Below are 21088 nucleotides of genomic sequence, written 5' to 3' on the forward strand. Positions count from 1 at the left end.
GACGCCACTGCGTTCGCTTTGAATTCGTCACTGTGCAAGCGTCGGCGCCGACGACCTTCGCCGCTTTGTTCAGGAGTAGTGTTCACGTGTCCACCTAGAGTTGAGGTGGACACGAGGCTCCTACGAGTACGCCATTGTTTCAAGATGCCATGGCTGGCCGCTTACTCTTGCCCGTCAACCTCGCCACCGCATTCGCAAACGCTGGCGCCAGCGGCGGCAACCCAGGCTCGCCCATGCCCTTCGGTGGATCAGCGCTCGGCACAATATGCACCGTCACCTGGGGCATGTCGGTGATGCGCGGCACGGCAAAGTCGCCAAAATTGCTCTGCTCCACCACGCCGTCCTTCAGCGTGATGGCGCCGCCGGGCAGGCACATCGACAGGCCCATCAGCGCCGCGCCCTGCACCTGGGCTTCCACGCTTTTGGGGTTGACCACCAGATTGCAATGCACACCGGCCGTGATGCTGTGCAGCTTGGGCGTGCCGTCTTTGACGGACGCCTCGACCACATAGGCCACCACCGACTCGAACGACTCGTGCACCGCCACGCCCCAGGCGCGGCCAGCAGCCAGCTTCTTCTTGCCATAGCCCGACTGGGCCACGGCCAGCTGCAGCGCGGCCTTGTGACGCGGGTGTTTGTCGCCCATCAGGGCCATGCGGTAGGCCACGGGGTCTTGCTTGGTGGTGCGCGCCACTTCGTCGATGAGGGTTTCCATGGCGTAGGCCGTGTGGGTGGAGCCCACACTGCGCCACCACAACACCGGCACATTCACATCCGGGTGGTGCACCGACAGTTTCATGGGCACGTTGTACGGTTCCTTCATGCCCTCCACGGCCGTGGCGTCGATGCCGTTCTTGACCATGAACGCCTCGAACGGCGAGCCCTTGGTGATGGATTGGCCGACGATGGTGTGGTCCCACGCCAGGATCTTCCCCTGTGCGTCGAACCCGATCTCGGCGCGGTGCACGTGCATGGGGCGGTAGTAGCCGCCCTTGATGTCGTCCTCGCGGCTCCACAGCGTGCGCACCGGCGCGGTGATGCCCGCCGTGCGCGCCGCCTTGGCCACGCCGCAGGCCTCCACCACGTAGTCGCTGGTGGGGATGGCACGGCGTCCAAAGCCGCCACCGGCCATCTGGGTGTTCACCTTCACGTTTTGCGGCTGCAGGCCCAGCGTCTTGGCGGCGGCCATGGCGTCCAGGCCGGGCATCTGGGTGCCCATCCAGAGTTCGGCCTTGTCACCATCGAGCTTCACCGTGCAGTTGAGCGGCTCCATGGGGGCGTGCGCCAGGTAGGGGAAGACGAACTCGGCGCTGATCTTGTGCGCAGCGCCAGCCAGCGGCGCCATGTCGGCCTGCATGGCCACGTTGCCAGGCTTGGTGGCCAGCTCGCGGTACTGGGCCAGCAGTGCCGTGGTGTCGGGCTTGCCCACCGCGCTGGTGTCCCATTCCACCTTCAGCGCATCACGGCCCTGCTTGGCGGGCCAGTAACCATCGGCCACGATGGCCACGCCCTCGCCGCCCCGGTCGGTGGGCATGCGCAGCACGGCCTTCACGCCCTTGATGGCTTTGGTGGCACTGTCGTCCAGCGACTTCAGCTTGGCGCCGAACACGGGTGGGCGCGCCACCACGGCCGTGAGCATGCCGGGCAGGCGCACGTCAATGCCGTAGTCCTGCTGGCCGCTCGACTTGGCCTTGGCGTCGAGCCGGCCCGTGGGCTTGCCGATAAGACGGAACTGCTTGGGGTCCTTCAAGGTGACCTTTTCAGGCACGGGCTGCTTCATGGCCGCTTCGGCCAGTGCGCCGTAGCCCAGCTTCTTGCCCCCGGGGCCGACGACGAAGCCGTTACTGGTGCGCAGCGCCGAGGCATCCACGCCCCACTGCGCGGCAGCGGCCGAGACCAACATGGCCCGGGTGCGCGCGCCCAGTTCGCGGTACTGGGTGTAGGAGTTTTTGATGGAGTTGGAGCCGCCTGTAAGGTGCATGCCCATCATCGGGTCGGCATAGGCCTGGTTGGCATCGCCGTGCACGCTGCGCACCTTGCTCCAGTCGGCATCCAGCTCTTCGGCCAGGATCATGGGCAGGCCGGTCTGCACGCCCCGGCCAAAGTCTAGGCGGTTGATGGTGACGGTGACCGTGCCATCGGCGTCGATGCGGACGAAGGCTGAAGGCTGCTCGAACGGCTTGAGGCCTGCGGCCGCTGCCCCGGCGCCCTGCGCGCTGGCCACCAGCGGAAACGCACCCAGCGCAAAACCGGATGCCGCAGACACCTTGAGGAACGTGCGGCGCGCCACGCCTTCGTGGGAGGCTGCGTCTGATTCTGTATTGATAGCGGCTTGCGCCTGATTCATAAGCGCTACCAGGCCTTTTGGCATGTGGGCGCGGGCGGTTTGAGCGTCGAAATGCATAGTGTTCTCCTGCTCGGTGTTCTTAGGCCAGAGTCTTGGCAGCGTCATGGATGGCCGCGCGGATGCGCACGTAGGTGCCGCAGCGGCACACATTGCCCGCCATGGCAGCGTCAATGTCGGCGTCGGTGGGTTTTTTCTTGCCCTGCAGCAGTGCGGTGGCGCTCATGATCTGGCCGCTTTGGCAGTAGCCACACTGGGCCACGTCGTGCTTGACCCAGGCGGCGTGCACGGCCTTGCCCACCTTGTCATTGGTGGTCACCGCCTCGATGGTGGTGATCTTCTGGCCTGCCGCCGCCGAAATGGGCGTGATGCACGAACGAATGGGCGCACCGTTCAGATGCACCGTGCAGGCCCCGCACAAAGCCTGGCCGCAGCCAAACTTGGTGCCGGTCATGCCCAGCGTGTCGCGCAGGGCCCAAAGGATGGGGGTGGATTCATCGGCATCCACAGCCGTGTCTTTGCCATTGATGTTGAGGGTAGGCATCGTGGGGTTCTCCGTGGGGAAGGTGTTGTTGTTTGGTGGGAGGCGATTGAACAGAGCGGGATGGTGTCAGCGACGCCATCGGCCATGAAACGGTTGGAGCGTGGTGAGTGGCGTTTTTAAGAGAATATAAATTCGATTAAAAGATCAACCTCAGGTAGACAAATTCATCGCAATCTCCTGCTCAGGCCTTCAGGGCGTCCCAGCACAGCCCAAAAGCCATCTGGTGCACGGCCTCCTCATCGGGCAGCACCTTGGTGCGGATCAGGTTGCCCGTCTCTCGCACCGACCCCACCAGACTGGCCGTGAGCAGCGGGATGGGCACTGCCTTCAGGATCTCTTGCTGCTGGCCTTCTTCCATCAACGCAAAAAAACCGGCCATCAGACGGGTCGAGAATTCGCGGTTGCCCTCGGTGAACCAGGGTGAGTTGTAGTACTGCTCCTGGAACACCACCTCGGCATACTGGTCCAGCCGGTGGCGCAGCAGGTTGCCCCAGGCGCGCCGCACGCGGGCGCGGTAGGGCATGCCGGGCACGACGCCCTCCATGATGCGCGCGGCCGTGACCGTCTTGGCATCCTGGTAAAGCTGGCTGATGAGTTCATCCTTGGACGGGTAGTACACATACAGCGTACTGGTGGCAATGCCCGCCGCGCGGGCGATATCGGCCAGGGTCAGGCCGCTCAGGCCCGTCTTGGCCACCAACTCGAAGGTGGCCTGGGCAATGGCGCGCTGTTTTTCGTCGTCTTTGGGTTTCATCGATGCGGCAATATAAGCGAATAGTTATTCGACGACAACCGGGGCCACCGAAGACCCCACGTTACCCAGATCCCGCCCGGCCGTCGCCCTCTTCACAGCGTGCCCGCCGTGGCTGGCAACCGCCCTGCCCTCGCATGCACAATTGGCCCATGACCACCTCCATCGCCGACCTTCGCAAGAGCTACGAGCGCGCCGAACTCAACGAAGACGCCTCGCACGCCGCCCCCCTGCAGCAGTTTGACCAGTGGCTCAAAGAAGCCATCAGTGCCGAAGTGCCCGAGCCCAACGCCATGACCCTGGCCTCTGTGGGCAGCGACCTGCGCCCCAGCACCCGCATCGTGCTGATCAAGGGCTATGACGAGCGCGGCATCGTCTGGTTCACCAATTACGACAGCCGCAAGGGCCGCCAGATTGCTGGTAACCCCTACGCAGCCCTGCAGTTCCACTGGGTAGAGCTGGAACGTGTGGTGCGCATCGAGGGCGTGGTGGAAAAGGTCAGCGATGCAGAGAGCGACGAATACTTCAACAGCCGCCCGCTGGATTCCCGCATCGGCGCCTGGGCCAGCCCGCAAAGCCAGGTGATTTCTTGCCGGGGCGTGCTGGTGGCCAACGCCGCCAAATACGGTGCGCAGTTCATGCTGAAACCACCCCGCCCGCCGCACTGGGGAGGGTATCGCCTCAAGCCTGATCAATGGGAGTTTTGGCAAGGGCGCAAAAGCCGTTTGCATGACCGGTTGCGGTATCGGATGGATGACGGTGAATGGGTTCGCGAACGCTTAGCGCCCTGAACCCTGGGAGATCACGATGACCAGTTTCTTTTTGCTTTTGCTATTGGTTTTGCTGGTCGGGGTGCCAGCCTTCGTGTACCTCACAAAGCCTGTTGCACTGGGCTTGACAAGCCTGGTACCTCCCTTGCTCTTTCAGTGCGGCAATTGGATGTATCTGGGCTATTTGGACCCTTTCTGGCCCATCGCCTTGGTTGTCAGCAGCGCAATTGCATTGGTTGCGGCCCTGGTCGTGGGGCTGCTGGTGAGCCGGTTCGCGCACCGGCCTTGAGCATTGCCGCTACACCACCCACCGCGTCACCGCCACAATCACCACCGGCATGGTTACCAACGCCAGCGCCGTAGACACCGCCACGCTGGCCGTCACCTCGTCCTCGGCCACCGCATAACGCTGAGCAAACAAAAACACGTTGGCGCCCACAGGCAGCGACGCCGCCACGATCATCACCGCCAGCGGCATGCCCGACAGGCCCAGTGCCCAGCCCAGGGTGGCCAGCACGATGGGGTGCACGACACACTTGACCAGTGCAATGCGCAGGGCGGCCTTGAAGTGGTGGCCGACCTTGGTAAACGCCAGCGTCACCCCCACCAGCAGCAGCGCAATCGGCCCCAGCGCCTGGCCCAGCAGCAGCAGGGGTTTGTCAACCACCTGCGGCACCACCAGCCCGGTCTGCGCAAACAGAAGGCCCGCGATGATGGGTAGCGGCACTGGGTGCACGATGCCGTTGCGCACGGCCTGCAGCACGGTGCGCCACATGGGCTGCTGTGCGGCGCCTTCCCGGCCTGCATGCTCGCGCGCGGCGGCCAGTTCAAACACCACGGTGGCGGCGGTCAGCAGGATGAGCGAGTGCACCGAGATCAGCGTGAACAGCGTGACCAGCCCCGCATCGCCAAACACCAGGCCCACCAGCGGCACGCCGATCATCAGTGTGTTGCTGAAGGTGTTGGCCAGCGCCCGCGCCGCGCCCAGGCTGGTAAAGCCCAGCACCGCCAGCGTGGCCGTGTACACCACGCCAAACGCCACAAAGTAGATACCCACGGGGCCGAAGTTGAGGTCTTCGATGTGCACCGTGCTCATGGTGCGAAACAGCAGTGCGGGCGTGAGCACCATGAACACGAGGTTGGCCAGGTCCTTCACCGCTGCGGCCCGAATCCAGCCGCGCCGCCCCACGTAAAAGCCGATGGCGATGAACAGGATGACGGGGATCAGCGAGGTGAAAACGGGAGAGTTCAAGGTGAAAAACCGGTGGCCGTGCGGTGGTGGAGGCCCGTATTGTGGCCCGGGTCACTACGCCGGCATCCGCTGGTCACTATTGTTTTTGTAGCTGCTTGCGCTTATCCATCAAGCGCCAGGTCCCATTTTGCTTGAATATTTCATACCCGACAGTCGGTGTGCCGGTGCGTGGTGGATTGTCCGTGCCATAGGGCATCTCACCCCGCCACCACCGACACCCCGTGGTCTGCCAGCGTCAGGCTCACCGGTGCGCCCACATCCAGAGGCAGCTCCACCTGGGGCGAAACCACAAAGATCTCGCCCAGCGCGCTCGCAAAGGTGTATTCCATGACGCTGCCCAGGTAGGTGCGTTTGGTCAGCCGGGCGGCCAGCCCGCCGGAGGTGGCGGGGCCGATGACCCAGGCTTCGGGCCGCACGGCGATCTTGACCGGGCCGGGGGCGAGGGATGCTGGCGATGGCACGCGCAAAGGGCCGAGCCGGGCATGGCTGCCAGCCGCCGGGCTTTCCCCATCCGCCGTATTGAGCGCATGGATGTGCCCCTCGAACAGCATTGCCTCGCCCATGAAGCCCGCCACAAACTCGGACGCGGGCTGCTCATACAGCGTGCTGGGCGCGCCGCACTGGGCGATGGTGCCCTTGTTCATCACCACAATCTGGTCACTGACCGCCAGGGCCTCGCTCTGGTCGTGGGTGACGTAGGCCACCGTCAGTTTCAGGCGCTGCTGCAGCGCTCGGATCTCCTCGCGCATGGCGCGGCGCAGGCGCGCGTCCAGGTTGGACAGCGGCTCGTCAAACAGCAGCACCGCAGGCTCCAGCGCCAGTGCCCGCGCCAGCGCCACCCGCTGCTGCTGCCCGCCCGAGAGTTCATGGGGGCTGCGCAGGTCCAGGCCGTGCAGGCCCACCGTGTCGAGCAGGGCGCGGGCCTTGTCGCGCACCTGCTGGTGGCTGAGCTGCTTGCCCAGCTGGGGTGCGCGCAGGCCGTAGCACACGTTGTCGATCACGTTCAGGTGCGGGAACAGCGCATAGCTCTGGAACACCAGGCTCACATTGCGCTGCGCCGGGCCGAGGGTGGTCACGTCCTGCCCGTCGATGAAGATGCGGCCCGCCGTGGGCGATTCGAGCCCGGCAATCATCCGCAGCGTGGTCGTCTTGCCGCAGCCCGATGGCCCCAGGATGGTGGTGAGCGTGCCACGGGGCACCACAAAGCTGATGTGGTCCACCACCAGCGGATCGTCGGCAGACGGGCCGTAGCGCTTGCAAACGCTGTGGAACTCTATGCCGTGGGGGGCTGCGGGATTCGTCATGGTCCGTAGGTTCTGGTTATTGCCATCTCAGTCGCCCGTAGCACTGCCAGGCCCCTGAACCATGAGACCGGCGCGCCCTGCGCCAGAGCAGCCGAGCAAGGGCCGCCCCGCAGCGAGGGCTGCGTCCCCCGGGGGGGGGAAGGCGCCGTAGGCGACACAGGGGGGCCTCCCATCATTCATCCCAGGCCACCACTGCATCCACGCCAATGACTTCGCCCTGGTCGATGCGGTTGAACAGCGTGACTTCGGCCCCCATGGCCTGTGCAATCTGCCGGCAGATCGACAGGCCCAGGCCCACGCCGCCCTTGCCTGCGGAAAACGGCTGGAACAACCGCTGCCGCACGGCATCGTCAATGCCAGGGCCTTCGTCCCACACCAGCAGCTCGCGCCGCCCGGTGCTGTTGCGCAGCAGCACCCCCAGCCGCCCATGCACGGGCGTGTGGTGGATGGCGTTGGCCAGCAGGTTGCGCATGAGCTCGCCCAGCAGCGCCGCGTCGCCTGGGGCCAAAAGATCCTCGGGGCCTTCCAGCGCAAAGTCCAGCCGCTTGGCGGCGATCAGTGGCGCCAGCTCCATCACGGCCTCGCGGGCCATGGCGTTCAAATCCACGCTGGGCAGCTCGCCCATGCGCTGAAGCTGCTCCACCTTGCTCAGGCTCAGCAGCTGGTTGGCCAGGCCCGAGGCGCGGTCTACCGTGTGCAGCATCTGCTGCAGCGCATCAGCCACCAGCACATCGCCCGCAATGGCCGACTGCAGCTGCGTGCGCAGCACCGCCATGGGGGTGCGCAGCTGGTGCGTAGCGTCGGCCAGAAAACGCCGCTGCTCCTCGATCCATCGGCTCTGGCTTTGCTGCAGCTCGCCAAAATGCTGCACGGCAGGCGCCAGCTCTGACGGGCCTTCGTAGCCCTGGCGGGTGCCGCCTGCACCTGGCTGGGTTGGCGGAGTGAGCGACACATCCGCGTGCAGCAGCCAGCCCGACGCGACGCGCGCCAGCACCATCGCCACCGCCGTCATGGCCAGGGCCAGCAGAACCACTGGGCGCAAACCCGCGCCCTCATCCATCAGGCGGGCAACGCTAGGCAGGCGTTCGCTGAACGGCCGCGCCACCTGGCGCACCACCGGCGGGGCGGCGCCCTGCCCGCCCCCAGCCACCGCCGGCTGGTGCAGCGTGGCGGCCACGCGCACCAGTTGGTCGCCCACCTGCGCCAGGTAAAAGTGCACGCTGCCCTGCCCTTGCACGGCCTCGGAGGGCGGTACACGCGGCAGGTCGGCGCTGCCCGCCAGGCGCTCGCCGTCCAGGCTGCTTTCGCGGAACCAGACCGCAGGGGCTTGCTCCATGGCGGATGCACCGGCCTGCGGCTGCAACACCGTTGGCCAGGTTGTCAGCGCCCTGTGCAGCACGGCATCTTGCGCGGCTGCGTTGTGCCGTACCTGCTGCACCACCTGCACCGTGGCAACCAGGGCCACCAGCGCCCACAGCGGCACGAGCAGGCCCACCAGAAGCAGCCGCTGTAGCGATCCTCCGCGCGGGCGCCAGGGCCAGCGCTGCCACCAAGGCGTGTTCACCGGAGCGCCCCGCCCTTCTCGGCCTTGTCGACCTTGTCGCCTTTTTGGGCGGCCATGCTGTCGGCATCGCACAGCAGGTAGCCCACGCCACGCAGGGTCACGATCTCGGCATTGGTGCCCACCAGCTTCTTGCGCAGACGGTGCACCACCACCTCCACCGCATCGGCCTGCACCTGCTCATCGGTGTTGGCAAACACCTGGGTGCGCAGCTCTTCCTTGCTCACGACGCGGTCGATGCGCGACATCAAGAGGCGCAGCAGCTCCGCCTCACGCTGCGACAGTTCCAGCGGCAGTGCCTCGTTGTAGAACGCCCCACTGGCCGGGTCGCGGTGGAGCGCACCACAGCGCAACTGCCCGTCGCGCCCCACCCGGCGTGTCAGGGCCCGCAGGCGCGCCACCAGCTCGTCCAGGTCAAACGGCTTGGCCAGGTAGTCGTCCGCCCCCGCCTCCAGCCCTGCCACGCGGTCGGTGACGGCCGCACGGGCCGTGAGCGCCAGCACGGGCGTGGTGCTGCCGCCATCGCGCAGGCGCCGCAGCACCTCAAGCCCGTCCAGACCCGGCAAAGACAGGTCCAGCGTGATCACATCAAAGGCCGTGCGCCGCGCCGCCGCCAGGGCCTCTTTGCCGTCGGCGCAGCACAGCACCTCAAAACCGCGCGCCACCAGGCTGCGGCTCAGGGCACCGGCCAGATCAAAATCGTCTTCGACCAACAGCAACTTCATACCGCGATCATGCCGCCTGCGCAGGGCCCAGCCACTGTGGTTGTACCCACGGACCTTGAAAGCAAGACGAAAGCCTCTTCCATGACGGACGTGGCGCGCCCGCCTTACCAGCATGCAGTTCGCCCGGGCAAGTCACAAAGCCAGATGCGGCGGCCGCCATACCGGGTGCAACACGGCCTCGGGCGGCGCCGAAAAATAGCGGGTCCAATGCTTGATCTCCTTCAGACGCAGGGTTTCGCGCAGCGCATCCCCGGCGCTGCGCACATTCTGGGCACACTGCGCTGGATCGTTTTCAAACAGATGAAGCTCCGAGGCGACCTGTACGGCATCTCGCAGCAGCGCTTCAGCCGCTCCCTTGCGGTAATTTTTGTGGACCATGCGAAGGTCACTGACCACGCAGCGACAACCGGCACGCAGATTCAACACCAGGTCTGCGTAGAGCCTGGAATCCTTGAAGTGGCCCGAATCATCCACCGCCTGGTTCTGAAAGTCGTCGTAAAGCGTCCATCCCAATGCCTGCAGGCGCCCGGCCGCATGGGTCTTGCCCGCCCCGGGGAGCCCGCCCACCAGCACAAGGTGGGTTGCATCGCCGGGGCTGATCCCGCCCTGGCTGACGGCATGTTTCTGAAAAACCTTCATCTGCACGCTGCTCCGGTAGGAAAAAAGCCCGCCCGCATCGACAGCAGAGAGATCGGGACCGGAACCCATGCCGCCATCGAAAGATTGATAGAAGACGCTGCACCGGGTTTTGCCAGTCCCAGCCTGTGGGGGCATTGTTGCCATTTGCTACATAGATGGTAGCCGCTGGAGGCGCCCGGGGATGCCTCACGGGCCGGGTGATCAGCGCCGCCAGGCAAGGCAGCACTTTTAAAACTTTTTAGAATATTGAAACAAAACCAAATTCCATTTGAGATATAATTTAACTGTTGCAGTCACGGCTCTTGACGCGCGCAGTCACCGCAACGCCTGTTCAGGGTGGCAATCCGCCCCAGGCAGGCCGCCTTTTGCGACCTTTGTGGTTGCCCATTGGGTCTGTAGAGCTGCAGCCCACTGCGTCCCTTGATGCTCACGCAGGTCGATTTCCACGCCTGCGATCCTGATTGATCCAGATTTCACAGACCGCCATTTCCATGGGCAAGTACGTCGTTTCGCCCACGACACACCCGACCGACTGCGGCCGCTTCCGCGCCTCCTTCTCGGTCCATCGTTCTCAGGGCAACGGCAGCTACTGCCGCGTGTTCCGTTTTGACAAAGCCTTTGCCTCGCGTGAAGCCGCCCGGCTCTTTGCAGTCACCCAGGGCTGGCTGCAAACGTGCATGCCGCACCCCCCAACGTGCTGATGACCTGATCTGCGACCTGCAGATCCCATCCACCCATCCCAGTTGCTGCGGACACTCGATCCGCACAGCTGCATCCCAACGGTACGCCCTTCGTTGCGCACCACATTTCAGAAAGGCTCAACCATGAGCAGCAAAATCTACGTGGGCAACCTGCCCTACTCCGTGACCGATTCCACCCTGGAAAGCAACTTTTCCGAATTCGGCCGGGTCTCCTCCGCCAAGGTCATGATGGACCGCGAAACCGGTCGCTCCAAAGGCTTCGGCTTTGTGGAAATGGCCTCCGCCGAAGTCGCCCAGGCCGCCATCAGCGCCCTGCACGGCATGTCCGTTGACGGCCGCTCGATCGTCGTGAACCTGGCCCGCCCCCGTGAAGAGGGTGGCGGCGCCGGTGGCTACAAGGCCGGCGGCTACAGCGCGAGCACACGCTCGGACGTTGGCTACGGCACGGGTGGCTTCGGCGGCGGTCGTTACTGATCCAGGCAACCCTCTGTGAAAAACCGGCTCTGAGGAGCCGGTTTTTTTTCGCCTCGCATCCATAGGATGCGCAGGGTTTCAGTTGCTATCAATACAGTAGCTGTTTGCGCTTGATGGCTAAGCGCACAAGTCCGAAAACATGTTCGATTGCCAGCATCCAATGGAGGCATCAGGCATCAGGCAGCAGGCATCAGGCATCAGGCAGCAATCACCCCCTGGTCCCAGGCAAAAGCGCACTGGAAGCACCCCAGCGAAACCACCGAAAACCAGAAGGGGACGAGGAAGGCAAGCCATTCGACAGCCTCGCAGGCAATTGCCCCTGGCACGCCTTACTGAAACACGCACACGCCCAATGACTGACTTTTGGCCCGGTACATGGCGGTGTCTGCAGCGCGCAGGTAGTCGTCGACCGTCGCCAGCCTGGATGCACCGCTGACCAATCCGATACTCGCACCACTGATTACGGTGTGCCCGCCAATCACGTAAGGTACTTCCAGGGCTGCAGCAATCTGCTCCGCGCGTTGGCTGGCTTCAGTGGGATCAATGGACTCCAGCAGCACATTGAACTCGTCGCCACCCATGCGGGCGACCAGATCCACCGCCCGCACGCAGGATTCGAGCCGCCGCGCCACCTGTTGCAATAGCTGGTCACCCACATGGTGCCCGTAGCAGTCATTGACGGCCTTGAACCCGTTGAGATCCAGCAGCAGCACGGCGAACATCGTGGCTCCGTCGCGTGTGGGCACGCCACCACCGTTCACCACCTCGTTCTGGTGCAGCGCGATGAGTTGCGCGAGGCGATCGCGGAACAACGGCCGGCCGGGCAAGTTGGTCAGCGCATCGTAGGAACTGCCTCGCTCGGCCAGATCGCTCAACGACCCCGCCATGCGCACGGGAACACCCTCTTCGAACTCGGCGAGCCCGCGCCAATTGACCCACACCAGCCGCCCTGCTCCGTGGAAGGCTCGGAAGTCCACCGAAAAGTTCGGGCTGTTTCCCGATAGGTGTCTGCGGTAGGCCTCCTGCACGCGCTCGCGATCCTCGGTATCGATGAGCTGCTCCAAAAAGCGCCAGCCTCCGTCATGCACAAGATCGGCGCTACCCAGCCCGACGATCTGGAGAAAACGCCCGGACACATGCAGCGCGTCCGTTCGCAAGTCCCAGTACCAGATACCGTCATTGGATCCGCGCGTCGCCAGCGAATAGCGGTTTTCGGAGCGCAATAAATCGAGTTCAGTGTTCTTCTGCTGGGTCACGTCGATCATCAGGCCGATCATGCGGTTCGGCCGCCCCGGCTCGACCACTGCACGGCACAGATCACGCACCCACACGACCTTGCCGGACTTGGCAATCAGCCGATAGCTCATCTCGTAGGCATGGCTGTGCGTGGCGTTGTATGCGGCATCGTCGATGCGCAGGGCCTCCTCCAGATCGTCGGGGTGTACATGCGCCCGCCAGAAGCCCGGGTCGGCCCGCCACTCCTCGACGGAGTAGCCGAACAAGCGCTCGACCTGCGGGCTCAGGAAGGTATTGCCCACGCCGATTTCAGCTTCCCAAACCACGCCGTCAATGGTTTCCAGCAAGCGCAGAAAGCGCTGGCGAATTTCCACCAGCACCTGTTCGGTGACCTCGGTGATCTCGATCAGGACACCCTGGCGGCTGATCACCCGGTCCGCCGCATCCGTCTCCGGGTGGAGCTGCAGACGCACCCAGCGATAGTCCGCGTCGGCAAAGCGCAAGCGGAACACCGGCATGCCCGAGCGCATGGTGCCGATGTCGTCGGGATGCACGAATTCAAGCAAAGACCTGCCGAGCGCCGCCGCCACCGAATGGCCGGTGAGCTTGTGCCACGCCGGGTTCAGATAGGTGATCTCCCACAGCGCATCGGTTTGCACCACCGCCTCGGGTAACAGTTGCAGCAGTTTTGCGGATGGCGTGGGAGTGGGGGGCATGCAGGGCTGTTGCAAAAAAAGGGAGCGAAATCAACCACGTGAGATCAAGTATGGCACGGGTCCCGGGCATTTGAGCCACCCTGAATTCGGTGGTTTGGTGCAGCCAAACAGCGCAAGCCAGCAACGCCCTCCCCCGCCGCTGGCTCGCTCACATCATGACGGCATCACCCGTCAGAACGCCACTTTCATCCCCACCGTCAGACTCCGCCCCATCAACGGCGCCGCATTCTTGATGAACGAGGTGTGCGCATACGCCAGGCGGTCCGTCAGGTTGTTGGCCTTCAGGTACACCTGCCACGGCGTGCCGGTGCTGAACTGGCCGTTGTAGCTGACGCCCAGGTTCAGCATGCCGTAGCCGGGCGTGGCGGTTTCAAACTCTGCGACGCGGTTCTGGCGGGCCACCTGGACCCATTCGACCCGGCCTTCCCAAGCTTGCCAGTTGGCGTCCAGGCGGATGCCCGCGCGGGTGGCGGGGATGCGGGGAAGTCGGCCGCCGCCTGCGTCGAGCGTGGCGCGCACGGTGTCGCCGAACAGCGTGATGCCCAGGTTGCGGTTCAGGCGCTGGCGCACCTGGCCTTCGATGCCGGTGAAGGTGGCGTCGGCCTGGCTGTATTGCAGCAGTTGCAGGCCATCGACTTCATCGAGCGTCCGGCCGTAGATGTAGTTGTTGATGCGGTTGCGGAAGATGCTCACACCAAAGGTGGTGTCGCCGCTGGTCTTCTTAAGGCTCACGTCGATGTTCTGCGAGATCTCGGACTTCAGGTCGGCGTTGCCGCGCTCATACGTGCTGGTGGCCATGTGCAGGCCCTTGGCATACAGCTCTTCGGCCGAAGGGGCGCGGCTGGCGCGGGTGAACGAGGTGCCGACCTGGTAGCCGGGCGTGAACTTCCACACCGCGCCCAGCGATGCCGAGGTGCCGTTGTGGCTGCGTTCGATGCCGCTGGTTTGCGCTTCGGCCGTCTGGCGGTCGTGGCGCAGGGCGGCTTCGAAGCGCCAGTCGCCCAGGCGGTATTCCTCCAGCGCGAAGAAGCCCAGCTTGCGGGTGATGGTGGGCTCCACGTAGGCCTCTTCGCCCACGGCACTGAACTTGCGCTGCGAGGTCTGCAGGCCGATCAAGCCCTTGAAGCCGCCGATGGGCTCGTGCTGCAGCTCGATGCGGGTGTCGTAGGCCTTGTTCTTGAAGGTGGTGCTGATGGCGCCGTCTTCGACCTCGTCGTGCACGTAATCCGTCACGCCCGCGCGAAGGCGCAAGGCCGAGAAGCCGGCGAAGGGGTTGCGCAGCTCGCCGCGGATGTCGAAGCGTTCGCTGCGCAGGTCCACCACCGGCACGTCGCCATGTTCTTCGGCGCCGTGGTCGTGGCCGTCTTCCTCCCCTTCGTGGGCGCCGCAGTGCAGGTGGTTGCCGTGGGTGTGGCACCCTTCAAAGCTGTGGTTGTGGCCCGGCAGGCCGTACTTGGCGGTCTGGCGCGTGTAGGCGGCGCCCAGGTAGCCGCGCTCGCCCACCCACGACAGGCCGACGCTGCCGGTGTCGGTGCGGTTGAAGCTGCCCAGCACCTTGCGGGTGGGTTCGCCCTCGGGCGCCCAGCCCTTGCCGACGCGGTAGTCGCCTGCATCGCGCGCCACGCCTTCCACATGCACGGCCAGGTTGCCAGCGCCGCCGGTCAGCGAGAAGGCACCTGCTTTTTCACCCGCCCCGGAGTTGGCGCGCAGCTCGGCGCTGCCCTCGTAGCCCTTTTGCGGGATGGCGGTGGGGATCTTGCCGTCGAGCACATTGACCACGCCGCCCACGGCGCCGTTGCCGTAGACCAGGGCCGAGGGGCCGCGCAGCACTTCGATCTGCGTGGCCAGCAGCGGCTCGGACACCACGGCGTGGTCGGGGCTGATGGTGGAGGCGTCGTGCAGCTCGGCGCCGTCGCTCAGCACCTTGACGCGCGGGCCGTCCATGCCCCGGATGATGGGGCGGCTGGCACCGGCGCCGAAGTGGCTGCTGGTGATGCCGGGCTCACTGTTCAGCGTTTCGCCCAGGGTGGCCTCGCGGCGGCGCACGAGTTCATCGCCTTCCAGCACGGTGACCGGCGTGGTCATCTCATTGGCGCCCAGTTGCAGGCCGCTGGCCGAGACGGTGACGGCGGGCAGGCTGGCGGGGGCCGCAGCGCTGTTATCGGCAGGTGCTGCCACCGGCGCGGCTTGCGCGTGCGCCACGCCAGTGCCCGTCAGCGCCAGCATGGCGGCCAGGGCCACGGGGTGGAGGGTGGGACGGGCGCGAAGAATAGCAACGGGGCGGTGAGGTTGGGATGTGGTGTAGGTCATGGTGGGATGTGGCAACGGGTGCTTGAGCGTGTGCGGGTACGCATGCGCAGGGGCGTGGTGCAGGCACCGGTGCTGGCGGGGCCGGCACGCAGATACATGGCTTCCACGCCCTGGGCATGAAAATTTGACTAAAAATGGCCGCCAGCGCTTATCTATCAAGCGCGAGCAGCTATGGAATCAGGAGTAAACGGGCGAAGCGCGATAGCGCAGCCCTGCAAGGCCGGGCAAGGTGTTGGCGGCCCGGCCCGCGATGCGGTGGGCGCGTAGGCTCTTGGATCAGGCCGTGGGCGGACCACGCGCCTGGAACAGCGCAACGTGCGGGGCGGCAGAGCGCCCGGCATGTTGTACCGGCGGTGCCTGCGCGGGCACCAGGGTGGGCAGCGCCTGGGGGGCGCTGTGCAGTGCGTCGCCCAGCGCGAGCTGGTCGAGCAAAAGGCAGTCCACGGCCGCGTGGGGGGCCAGGAGCAGTGATAGCAGCCCGTGGGTGTGGTCTGCCTGAGTGGATGTGGCCGCGTCCTCATCCGCTGCCAGCGAAGCGGCTGCGAGCCTGTGGTGTGCGTCGGCTTGTTGCGCAGCTTGCACCGCGTGACCCGCGCGCATCTGCTCCAGCGCCCCCGCATGCTCCACTTGGTGCAGGCGCCCCAGCGTGGGCACCACCACCAGCGCCAGCAGCAGCCACGCCAGGGCGGCCTGCGCGGGCAGTTGCTGGCGCAGGCGGCGCCACAGGGCGGCCAGTGGGGTTGGAAACAACGGGGTCACAAGAGGAACAAGGAAGGCTGCGGGATCGGGGAAAAAGGCGGAGGAATTACTTCACGGGCACCGCGTCCACCACGCGGTAGTACAGGCCATATTGGTCGTTGGGGAGCACGGTGAACTTGCCCTCCACCACCACCGGTTCCAGCGAATAGCGCACGGGCGTCTTGGCCTTGACCTCGACCATGCTCTCTGGCCCGCCCGGCGTGCAGAACGAGCAGGTCATTGGCACGGAGGTAAGTAGAAAGTGGGTCTGCGTGGGCTTGGCATCCAGCGGCACCATGAAGCCCTGGATGCGCTGCGTGGTCTTGTCCATGCCCTTTTGCGCGTCGTTGAACACGGGCAGGATGCCGTCCTTGGTGGTCTTTTTGGTCAGGTCGGTCAGCACGGACCACGGCACCACGTCATTGCGCTGGGGCAGCGGCGCAATGGGGCTGTTGGGGCTGTGGTAGCCCGCCCCGCTGCCCGACGCAACGCCCGATGGCATGGCGGTGCCCGCGCCCGCAGGCAAAGGGGACGAGAGCGCGGGTGCGGTGGTGGGCGCGGCACCGGGCGTTTTGCCGGTCGCGCGTTCAAACTCCCCCGGCGCTGGTTTGCCCGTGGGCGCAGCGGTCGGCGACTGTGCCAGCACGGCCCCGGCCCAGGCCAGCGCCACCCACGCGCAGGCGTGCCGGGCAGTGCGCATGCGGTGCGCGGCAGCTTGCAACGGGTGGGGCTGGGGGTGGCGGAGAAAGCGGTGTGCCATGGAATTCAACCTGTGGAATGGACGGAAAGACGGAACAGGCTCCAAAGGCCTGATCCACGCGCGCTTGCTGGGTTCAGTGCGCGTGCTTCATGCCGCAGTATTTGCCAATAGCCAGACCCTTGCAGGAAGTCTGGAGTTCCTTCTGGCAGACGTCCTCGCCCTTGCCGGATTCGAGGCACTTGGCGGCGGCCTCGTGGGCGGCGGCCATGGCGCGGTGGCGGGCGATGTCTTCTTTGGTCTCTTTGTCGTTGTGGGCCTGGGCGTGCGCCAGGGCGCCGACGAGCAGCATGGGGGCCAGGGCGAGTGCGGTGAGGAGCTTTTTCATGAAAGGCCTTTCAGATTGGTTGGTGGACGGTTTTTAGAGGACAGAACTCGATGGCTGCATCAGGGCTGGCTTAACAGGTCGGCCACGTCCGTGCGGTACGCCTGCATGGCGGGCAGCAGCGCCGCCAGCGCCGCCACACCGGCGGCCATCAGCGGCACACCCGCTTCGGCGGGCAGCCAGATGAGGCCGGTGACAGGCAGCAGCCCCTGCGCCTGCAGTGCCCAGCCCAGGCCATGGGCCAGGCCGTGGCCCAGCAGCAGGCCCAGAACAGACGCCATCGCGGCCAGCCACAGGGCCTCCCACAGCACCAGCCCCGCCACGCGGCCCGGGGGCGCGCCCAGCATGCGCAGCATGGCCAGGTCGGCGCGGCGCTCGCGCACGGCGTTCCACAGCGCGATGAACACGCTCAGTGCGGCCACCGCCAGCAGCACGCCGCCAAAGGCGCGCAGCACGTCGGCCCCCACACCCAGCAGGCGCATCAGGCGGGTGACCTCGATGGCGGGCGCTGCCGCCTGCATGGCGGTGTCGCTGTTGATCTGGCGCGGCAGCGTGATGGCGGCCATGGGCGTGCGGTAGCGCACCAGGGCCACGGTCACTTCGCGCTCTTCTTTCAAGATTTCCAGGTCCTCGGCATCGGTGGCCGTGGCGGTCTCGTGCACCATCCAGACGGATTCGGTGCTGGTCAGGATCAGCCGGTCGAGCACGCAGCCGCAGGGCGCCAGCACGCCGCTCACGCGGTAGGGGTGGTCGCCGTGCGCGTGCCCTCCCCCGCCCAGGCCGTGGCTGCCGATGAAGGTGGCGCCCACCAGCGGGGTGCCCGCATGGCTGGCTTTGACGATGCCGCGCGCCACGGTGGCGCCCAGCACCGCATCCATGGGTTGCTGCCACAGTGCGCCCTCAGCCAAGGTTGCTTCGTAGTGCGCCACGTAGTCGGGCGTGGTGCCCACGATGCGGTAGCCCTGGTAGCTGTCGCCCAGACTGAGGGGGATGACCTGCGCCACCAGTGGGTTCTTCTGCAGTGTCTGCACCTCTTGCAGCGGGATGTTGCCCGTGGGAACGTCGATGTGGAACACGCCGGCGAGGATGAGCTGCAGCGGGCTGCCCTTGGCGCCCACCACCAGGTCGATGCCCGCCAGGTCGCGCTCAAACGCCTTGTCGAGCTGCGTGGCCACCAGCAGCACCAGCGTGATCGCGGCCAAGCCCAGTGTGAGCACGAGCAGGTTGAGCACCGCAGCCAGCGGGCGGGACCACAGGTAGCGCCACGACAGGCGGGCGAGTTTGACGACTCCTGAATTCATAGCTGCTCGCGCTTATCTATCAAGCGCTGGGCGCCGATTTCATTCAAATCCAGCGTTTGCACACCGACCAGGGCTTGCACCACGCGCTGGTCGTGCGTGGCAATCACCAGGCTGGCTTCACAGGCGGCGGCGCTGTGCTGCAGCAGCGCCAGCGCGTCGGCGGCGGCCTCATCGTCCAGGCTGGCCGTGGGCTCATCGGCCAGCAGCACCTGCGGCGCCAGCAGCACGGCCCGCGCCAGCGCCACGCGCTGCGCCTGCCCGCCCGAGAGCTGGTGCGGCTTGCGGGTGGCCAGCTCGGCCACGCCGACCTGCGCCAGCGCACGCGTGATGGCGGCATCGTCGCGTGGCAGCCCGGCCGCAAAGTAGACCAGCGCCAGGTTGTCGGCCACCGTGAGCGCGCTGCTGAGGTAGAGCTTTTGCGGCAAAAAGCCAATGCTGCGCGCGCGCCAGGCATCAATCTCGGCCCCGCGCTGCGTGCCCAGCTGCGTGCCCGCCACAAACAGGTCGCCCCCGCTGGCTCCGCGCAGCCCCGCCATCAGCGCCAGCCAGGTGGACTTGCCCGAGCCCGAGCGCCCGCGCAGCAACAAGGTGCCGCCCTGGCGCAGGTCCACATCGGGGAAGCGCAGCGGCGCGGCGCCGCCCGTGGCATAGGTGTAGGAAAGGCCTCGGGTGCGGATCATGCGGCAGCGCCCTCGGCCGGGTGGGCGCAGTCTGCACATCGCCCGTGGACCGCGATGTCCACCGCCAGGCTCTCATGCCCGGCAGTGGCCAGCGCCTGCAGCACCTGCTTGAGTGCGGTCTGCACCTTGGCCGATCCCTGCGAGAGGCGGAACTGGCGGTGGCAGTCGTCGCATTCGAATCTGGGGGCTGTGCCCTCTTCGCCTTGGGGTGCCAGTGCATACCGGGTCACGCGGGCAGCGTCCACCTGCTTGTGCAGCAGGCCAGCAGCGGCAAAGCGGTCGAGCATGCGGTAAACAGTGACTTTGTTGACGGGAGCGCCAGCGGTGGCGAGGGCGGCTTCTACTTCGGGTTCGGAGAGCGCCGCGTCAGGCCGCGCCTCGTACAGCACCGCCAGCGCCCGTGTGGCGCGGGTGGCGCGCATGCCCGGGGGGAGCGACCAAAGGCGGTGTGGGGATGAAGAAGATGGGGTGGAGGGCATGGCGAGATGCGGCGGCAGGTGATGTCTGTAACGCAATCAGTTTGCATTATGCCTTCGTGCTGGCCCTCCCCCAACTGAAACCCCTGAATGAAATGGCAGAGGACTGACGGCTGCAGCGACATGGTTGGCGATGGAGCCGTTCAACACAGAGAAGCGCCTCAGGTTGGATGGACCTTTTGGCTGAGTCTTTCAGGTGTGCCTCCATGGCATGCCCGTGATGCATATCAATTGTCAGGCTCAAGCCCTGACCATAATTCCTAATTTCCCCAATCGTTCACTTCATTCGACATATTGAGTTGAATACCGTCTGGATAAGGTCCAACCAAAATGCAAGCACTGCTATTACCACTTCATCTCACGTTTGTCGGTCTTTGGCTCGGTTGTGTTCTTACCGAAGCCCTTTTTGAACGCGCGTTGTTGGGTCAAGGTCGTGACAAGGAACTGATTCTTTCGGCACTTCACAAGCGCGTGGATATTTTCATTGAAATACCCACCTTCATCATGGTTCTGGCTACAGGTGCAATGCTGCTGGCTACCGCCACAACAAACCCGATCCTCTACGCCAAGCTTGGTTTTGCCTTGATAGCCATTGCCACCAATACCTATTGCGTATATCTGGTCTTCAAGCGCCATCGACTGGCTGTGCAAGGTCATTGGCAAGCGTTTGACGCCGTAGATCATCTGCAACACAAAATGGGAGCCATCGTCTTGGCGGGAATAATATGCGCGCTGGGGCTGGGGCTTTATTTGCTCCACCCGACTGCCAATGGATAGATTGACTAGTTAATCTATCCATTGGCTTGGACCCGTGTTGGTTTTGCTGCCGAGAAGACTGCTCGGCGGTCTATCAACTCTTCAAATACCGCGCAAACGTCTTGCGAAACTTCTCCACCTTCGGCCCCACCACAAACGCGCAATACCCCGCGTTCGGATTGTTCGCAAAGTAGTCCTGGTGATACGCCTCGGCCGTGCTGTAGTTGTCCAGCGGCTTCACCTCGGTGGTGATCGGCGCCCCAAACAGCTTGTCTTGCGACATCTGGCGAATCATGTCGTTGGCAATGTCACCGTGCGCAGGGTCTTCGTAATAGATGCCGCTGCGGTACTGGGTGCCCACGTCGTTGCCCTGGCGGTTGAGGGTGGTCGGGTCGTGGGTATGGAAGAAGATTTCCAGGATCTCCTCCAGGCTGATCTCATCGGCATCAAAGGTCAGGCGCACCACCTCGGCGTGGCCGGTGTCGCCCCGGCAGATTTGTTCGTAGCTGGGGTTCAGCGTGTGGCCGTTGGTGTAGCCACTTTCCACGTCGGTGACTCCGCGCACGCGCTCGAACACGGCTTCGGTGCACCAGAAGCAGCCGCCGCCCAGGGTGATGGTTTGCAAAGTCATGGTGGTCCTTGGGTTCAAATTTGACCATTATGAATTGACGCCCTATCCCGTGCTTGCTACATTACTAACCGGTCAGTCATTAACGAAGCCCTTCCTT

The 21088-nt window shown here is 65.1% G+C and carries 22 protein-coding genes; 5 read left to right on the forward strand and 17 right to left on the reverse strand.

Translation table 11 applies throughout. The features are described from left to right. Window positions 1-139: 139 nt before the first annotated feature. From NFX52_RS22615 to NFX52_RS22625, 3 genes are all read right to left on the reverse strand, one after another. On the reverse strand, window positions 140-2404 hold the full coding sequence (locus tag NFX52_RS22615; RefSeq protein WP_252635829.1) for a xanthine dehydrogenase family protein molybdopterin-binding subunit: 2265 nt from the start codon (window positions 2402-2404) through the stop codon (window positions 140-142). 22 nt (window positions 2405-2426) lie between these two features. Then, a complete protein-coding gene (locus tag NFX52_RS22620) occupies window positions 2427-2888 on the reverse strand; it encodes a (2Fe-2S)-binding protein (protein WP_055401911.1) in 462 nt (153 codons plus the stop codon). Between the two features lie 181 nt (window positions 2889-3069). Continuing rightward, entirely contained in the window at window positions 3070-3642 is a 573-nt protein-coding gene (locus NFX52_RS22625) for a TetR/AcrR family transcriptional regulator (protein WP_055401910.1), read from the reverse strand. A gap of 149 nt (window positions 3643-3791) precedes the next feature. On the opposite strand from NFX52_RS22625, the gene pdxH reads away from it, so the two are divergent. Both pdxH and NFX52_RS22635 read left to right on the forward strand, forming a co-directional pair. Beyond that, on the forward strand, window positions 3792-4430 hold the full coding sequence (gene pdxH / locus NFX52_RS22630; protein WP_202907225.1) for a pyridoxamine 5'-phosphate oxidase: 639 nt from the start codon (window positions 3792-3794) through the stop codon (window positions 4428-4430). A 16-nt stretch (window positions 4431-4446) separates the two neighbouring features. Then, window positions 4447-4698 (forward strand): hypothetical protein, encoded by a 252-nt coding sequence (locus NFX52_RS22635; protein WP_055401906.1) that lies wholly within the window; start codon window positions 4447-4449, stop codon window positions 4696-4698. A gap of 9 nt (window positions 4699-4707) precedes the next feature. On the opposite strand, the gene NFX52_RS22640 is transcribed toward NFX52_RS22635, so the two are convergent. The 5 genes from NFX52_RS22640 to NFX52_RS22660 all read right to left on the reverse strand — a co-directional run bounded on the left by NFX52_RS22640 (window position 4708) and on the right by NFX52_RS22660 (window position 9959). After that, window positions 4708-5661: an AEC family transporter gene (locus NFX52_RS22640; protein ID WP_055401904.1), complete on the reverse strand. Its 954-nt coding sequence runs from the start codon at window positions 5659-5661 to the stop codon at window positions 4708-4710. A 197-nt stretch (window positions 5662-5858) separates the two neighbouring features. After that, entirely contained in the window at window positions 5859-6965 is a 1107-nt protein-coding gene (locus NFX52_RS22645) for an ABC transporter ATP-binding protein (protein ID WP_055401902.1), read from the reverse strand. A 172-nt stretch (window positions 6966-7137) separates the two neighbouring features. Then, complete coding sequence (locus NFX52_RS22650; protein WP_055401900.1) at window positions 7138-8529, reverse strand: sensor histidine kinase; 1392 nt, start codon at window positions 8527-8529, stop codon at window positions 7138-7140. Then, a complete protein-coding gene (locus tag NFX52_RS22655; protein WP_055401899.1) occupies window positions 8526-9251 on the reverse strand; it encodes a response regulator transcription factor in 726 nt (241 codons plus the stop codon). The genes NFX52_RS22650 and NFX52_RS22655 overlap by 4 nt, the downstream gene beginning before the upstream one ends. A gap of 132 nt (window positions 9252-9383) precedes the next feature. Continuing rightward, window positions 9384-9959, reverse strand: coding sequence for an ATP-binding protein (locus NFX52_RS22660; RefSeq protein ID WP_055401897.1), 576 nt, complete (start codon window positions 9957-9959; stop codon window positions 9384-9386). A 422-nt stretch (window positions 9960-10381) separates the two neighbouring features. On the opposite strand from NFX52_RS22660, the gene NFX52_RS22665 reads away from it, so the two are divergent. Beyond that, window positions 10382-10591: a hypothetical protein gene (locus tag NFX52_RS22665; RefSeq protein WP_055401919.1), complete on the forward strand. Its 210-nt coding sequence runs from the start codon at window positions 10382-10384 to the stop codon at window positions 10589-10591. Between the two features lie 123 nt (window positions 10592-10714). Next, window positions 10715-11065, forward strand: coding sequence for an RNA-binding regulator (rbp, locus tag NFX52_RS22670; RefSeq protein ID WP_055401895.1), 351 nt, complete (start codon window positions 10715-10717; stop codon window positions 11063-11065). A gap of 329 nt (window positions 11066-11394) precedes the next feature. Here rbp and NFX52_RS22675 read toward each other — a convergent pair whose 3' ends face one another. The 8 genes from NFX52_RS22675 to NFX52_RS22710 all read right to left on the reverse strand — a co-directional run bounded on the left by NFX52_RS22675 (window position 11395) and on the right by NFX52_RS22710 (window position 19550). Beyond that, on the reverse strand, window positions 11395-13017 hold the full coding sequence (locus NFX52_RS22675; protein WP_055401893.1) for a sensor domain-containing diguanylate cyclase: 1623 nt from the start codon (window positions 13015-13017) through the stop codon (window positions 11395-11397). Window positions 13018-13188: 171 nt separating this feature from the next. Continuing rightward, the gene (locus tag NFX52_RS22680; protein WP_207402109.1) at window positions 13189-15327 is read right to left on the reverse strand and encodes a TonB-dependent receptor domain-containing protein; all 2139 of its coding nucleotides are present in this window, start codon (window positions 15325-15327) and stop codon (window positions 13189-13191) included. 276 nt (window positions 15328-15603) lie between these two features. Next, on the reverse strand, window positions 15604-16086 hold the full coding sequence (locus tag NFX52_RS22685) for a hypothetical protein (RefSeq protein WP_369801410.1): 483 nt from the start codon (window positions 16084-16086) through the stop codon (window positions 15604-15606). A 46-nt stretch (window positions 16087-16132) separates the two neighbouring features. After that, window positions 16133-16765 (reverse strand): DUF3299 domain-containing protein, encoded by a 633-nt coding sequence (locus tag NFX52_RS22690; RefSeq protein WP_055401915.1) that lies wholly within the window; start codon window positions 16763-16765, stop codon window positions 16133-16135. A 133-nt stretch (window positions 16766-16898) separates the two neighbouring features. Further along, window positions 16899-17150: a hypothetical protein gene (locus NFX52_RS22695; RefSeq protein WP_055401889.1), complete on the reverse strand. Its 252-nt coding sequence runs from the start codon at window positions 17148-17150 to the stop codon at window positions 16899-16901. A 59-nt stretch (window positions 17151-17209) separates the two neighbouring features. Next, window positions 17210-18448 (reverse strand): FtsX-like permease family protein, encoded by a 1239-nt coding sequence (locus NFX52_RS22700; protein ID WP_055401887.1) that lies wholly within the window; start codon window positions 18446-18448, stop codon window positions 17210-17212. Further along, window positions 18445-19128 carry an ABC transporter ATP-binding protein gene (locus tag NFX52_RS22705; RefSeq protein WP_055401885.1) on the reverse strand — a complete coding sequence of 228 codons (684 nt, stop codon included), beginning with the start codon at window positions 19126-19128 and terminating at the stop codon, window positions 18445-18447. The genes NFX52_RS22700 and NFX52_RS22705 overlap by 4 nt, the downstream gene beginning before the upstream one ends. Then, on the reverse strand, window positions 19125-19550 hold the full coding sequence (locus tag NFX52_RS22710; protein ID WP_055401883.1) for a Fur family transcriptional regulator: 426 nt from the start codon (window positions 19548-19550) through the stop codon (window positions 19125-19127). Before NFX52_RS22710 ends, NFX52_RS22705 begins: the two co-directional genes overlap by 4 nt. Window positions 19551-19934: 384 nt before the next feature. Between NFX52_RS22710 and NFX52_RS22715 the strand changes: the two genes are divergently transcribed. Next, window positions 19935-20381: a hypothetical protein gene (locus NFX52_RS22715; RefSeq protein ID WP_055401882.1), complete on the forward strand. Its 447-nt coding sequence runs from the start codon at window positions 19935-19937 to the stop codon at window positions 20379-20381. A gap of 73 nt (window positions 20382-20454) precedes the next feature. On the opposite strand, the gene msrA is transcribed toward NFX52_RS22715, so the two are convergent. Continuing rightward, complete coding sequence (msrA, locus tag NFX52_RS22720) at window positions 20455-20991, reverse strand: peptide-methionine (S)-S-oxide reductase MsrA (RefSeq protein WP_055401881.1); 537 nt, start codon at window positions 20989-20991, stop codon at window positions 20455-20457. Window positions 20992-21088 lie beyond the last annotated feature (97 nt).

Origin of the sequence: Acidovorax facilis (assembly GCF_023913775.1) — a bacterium.
Lineage (GTDB): Bacteria > Pseudomonadota > Gammaproteobacteria > Burkholderiales > Burkholderiaceae_C > Acidovorax > Acidovorax facilis.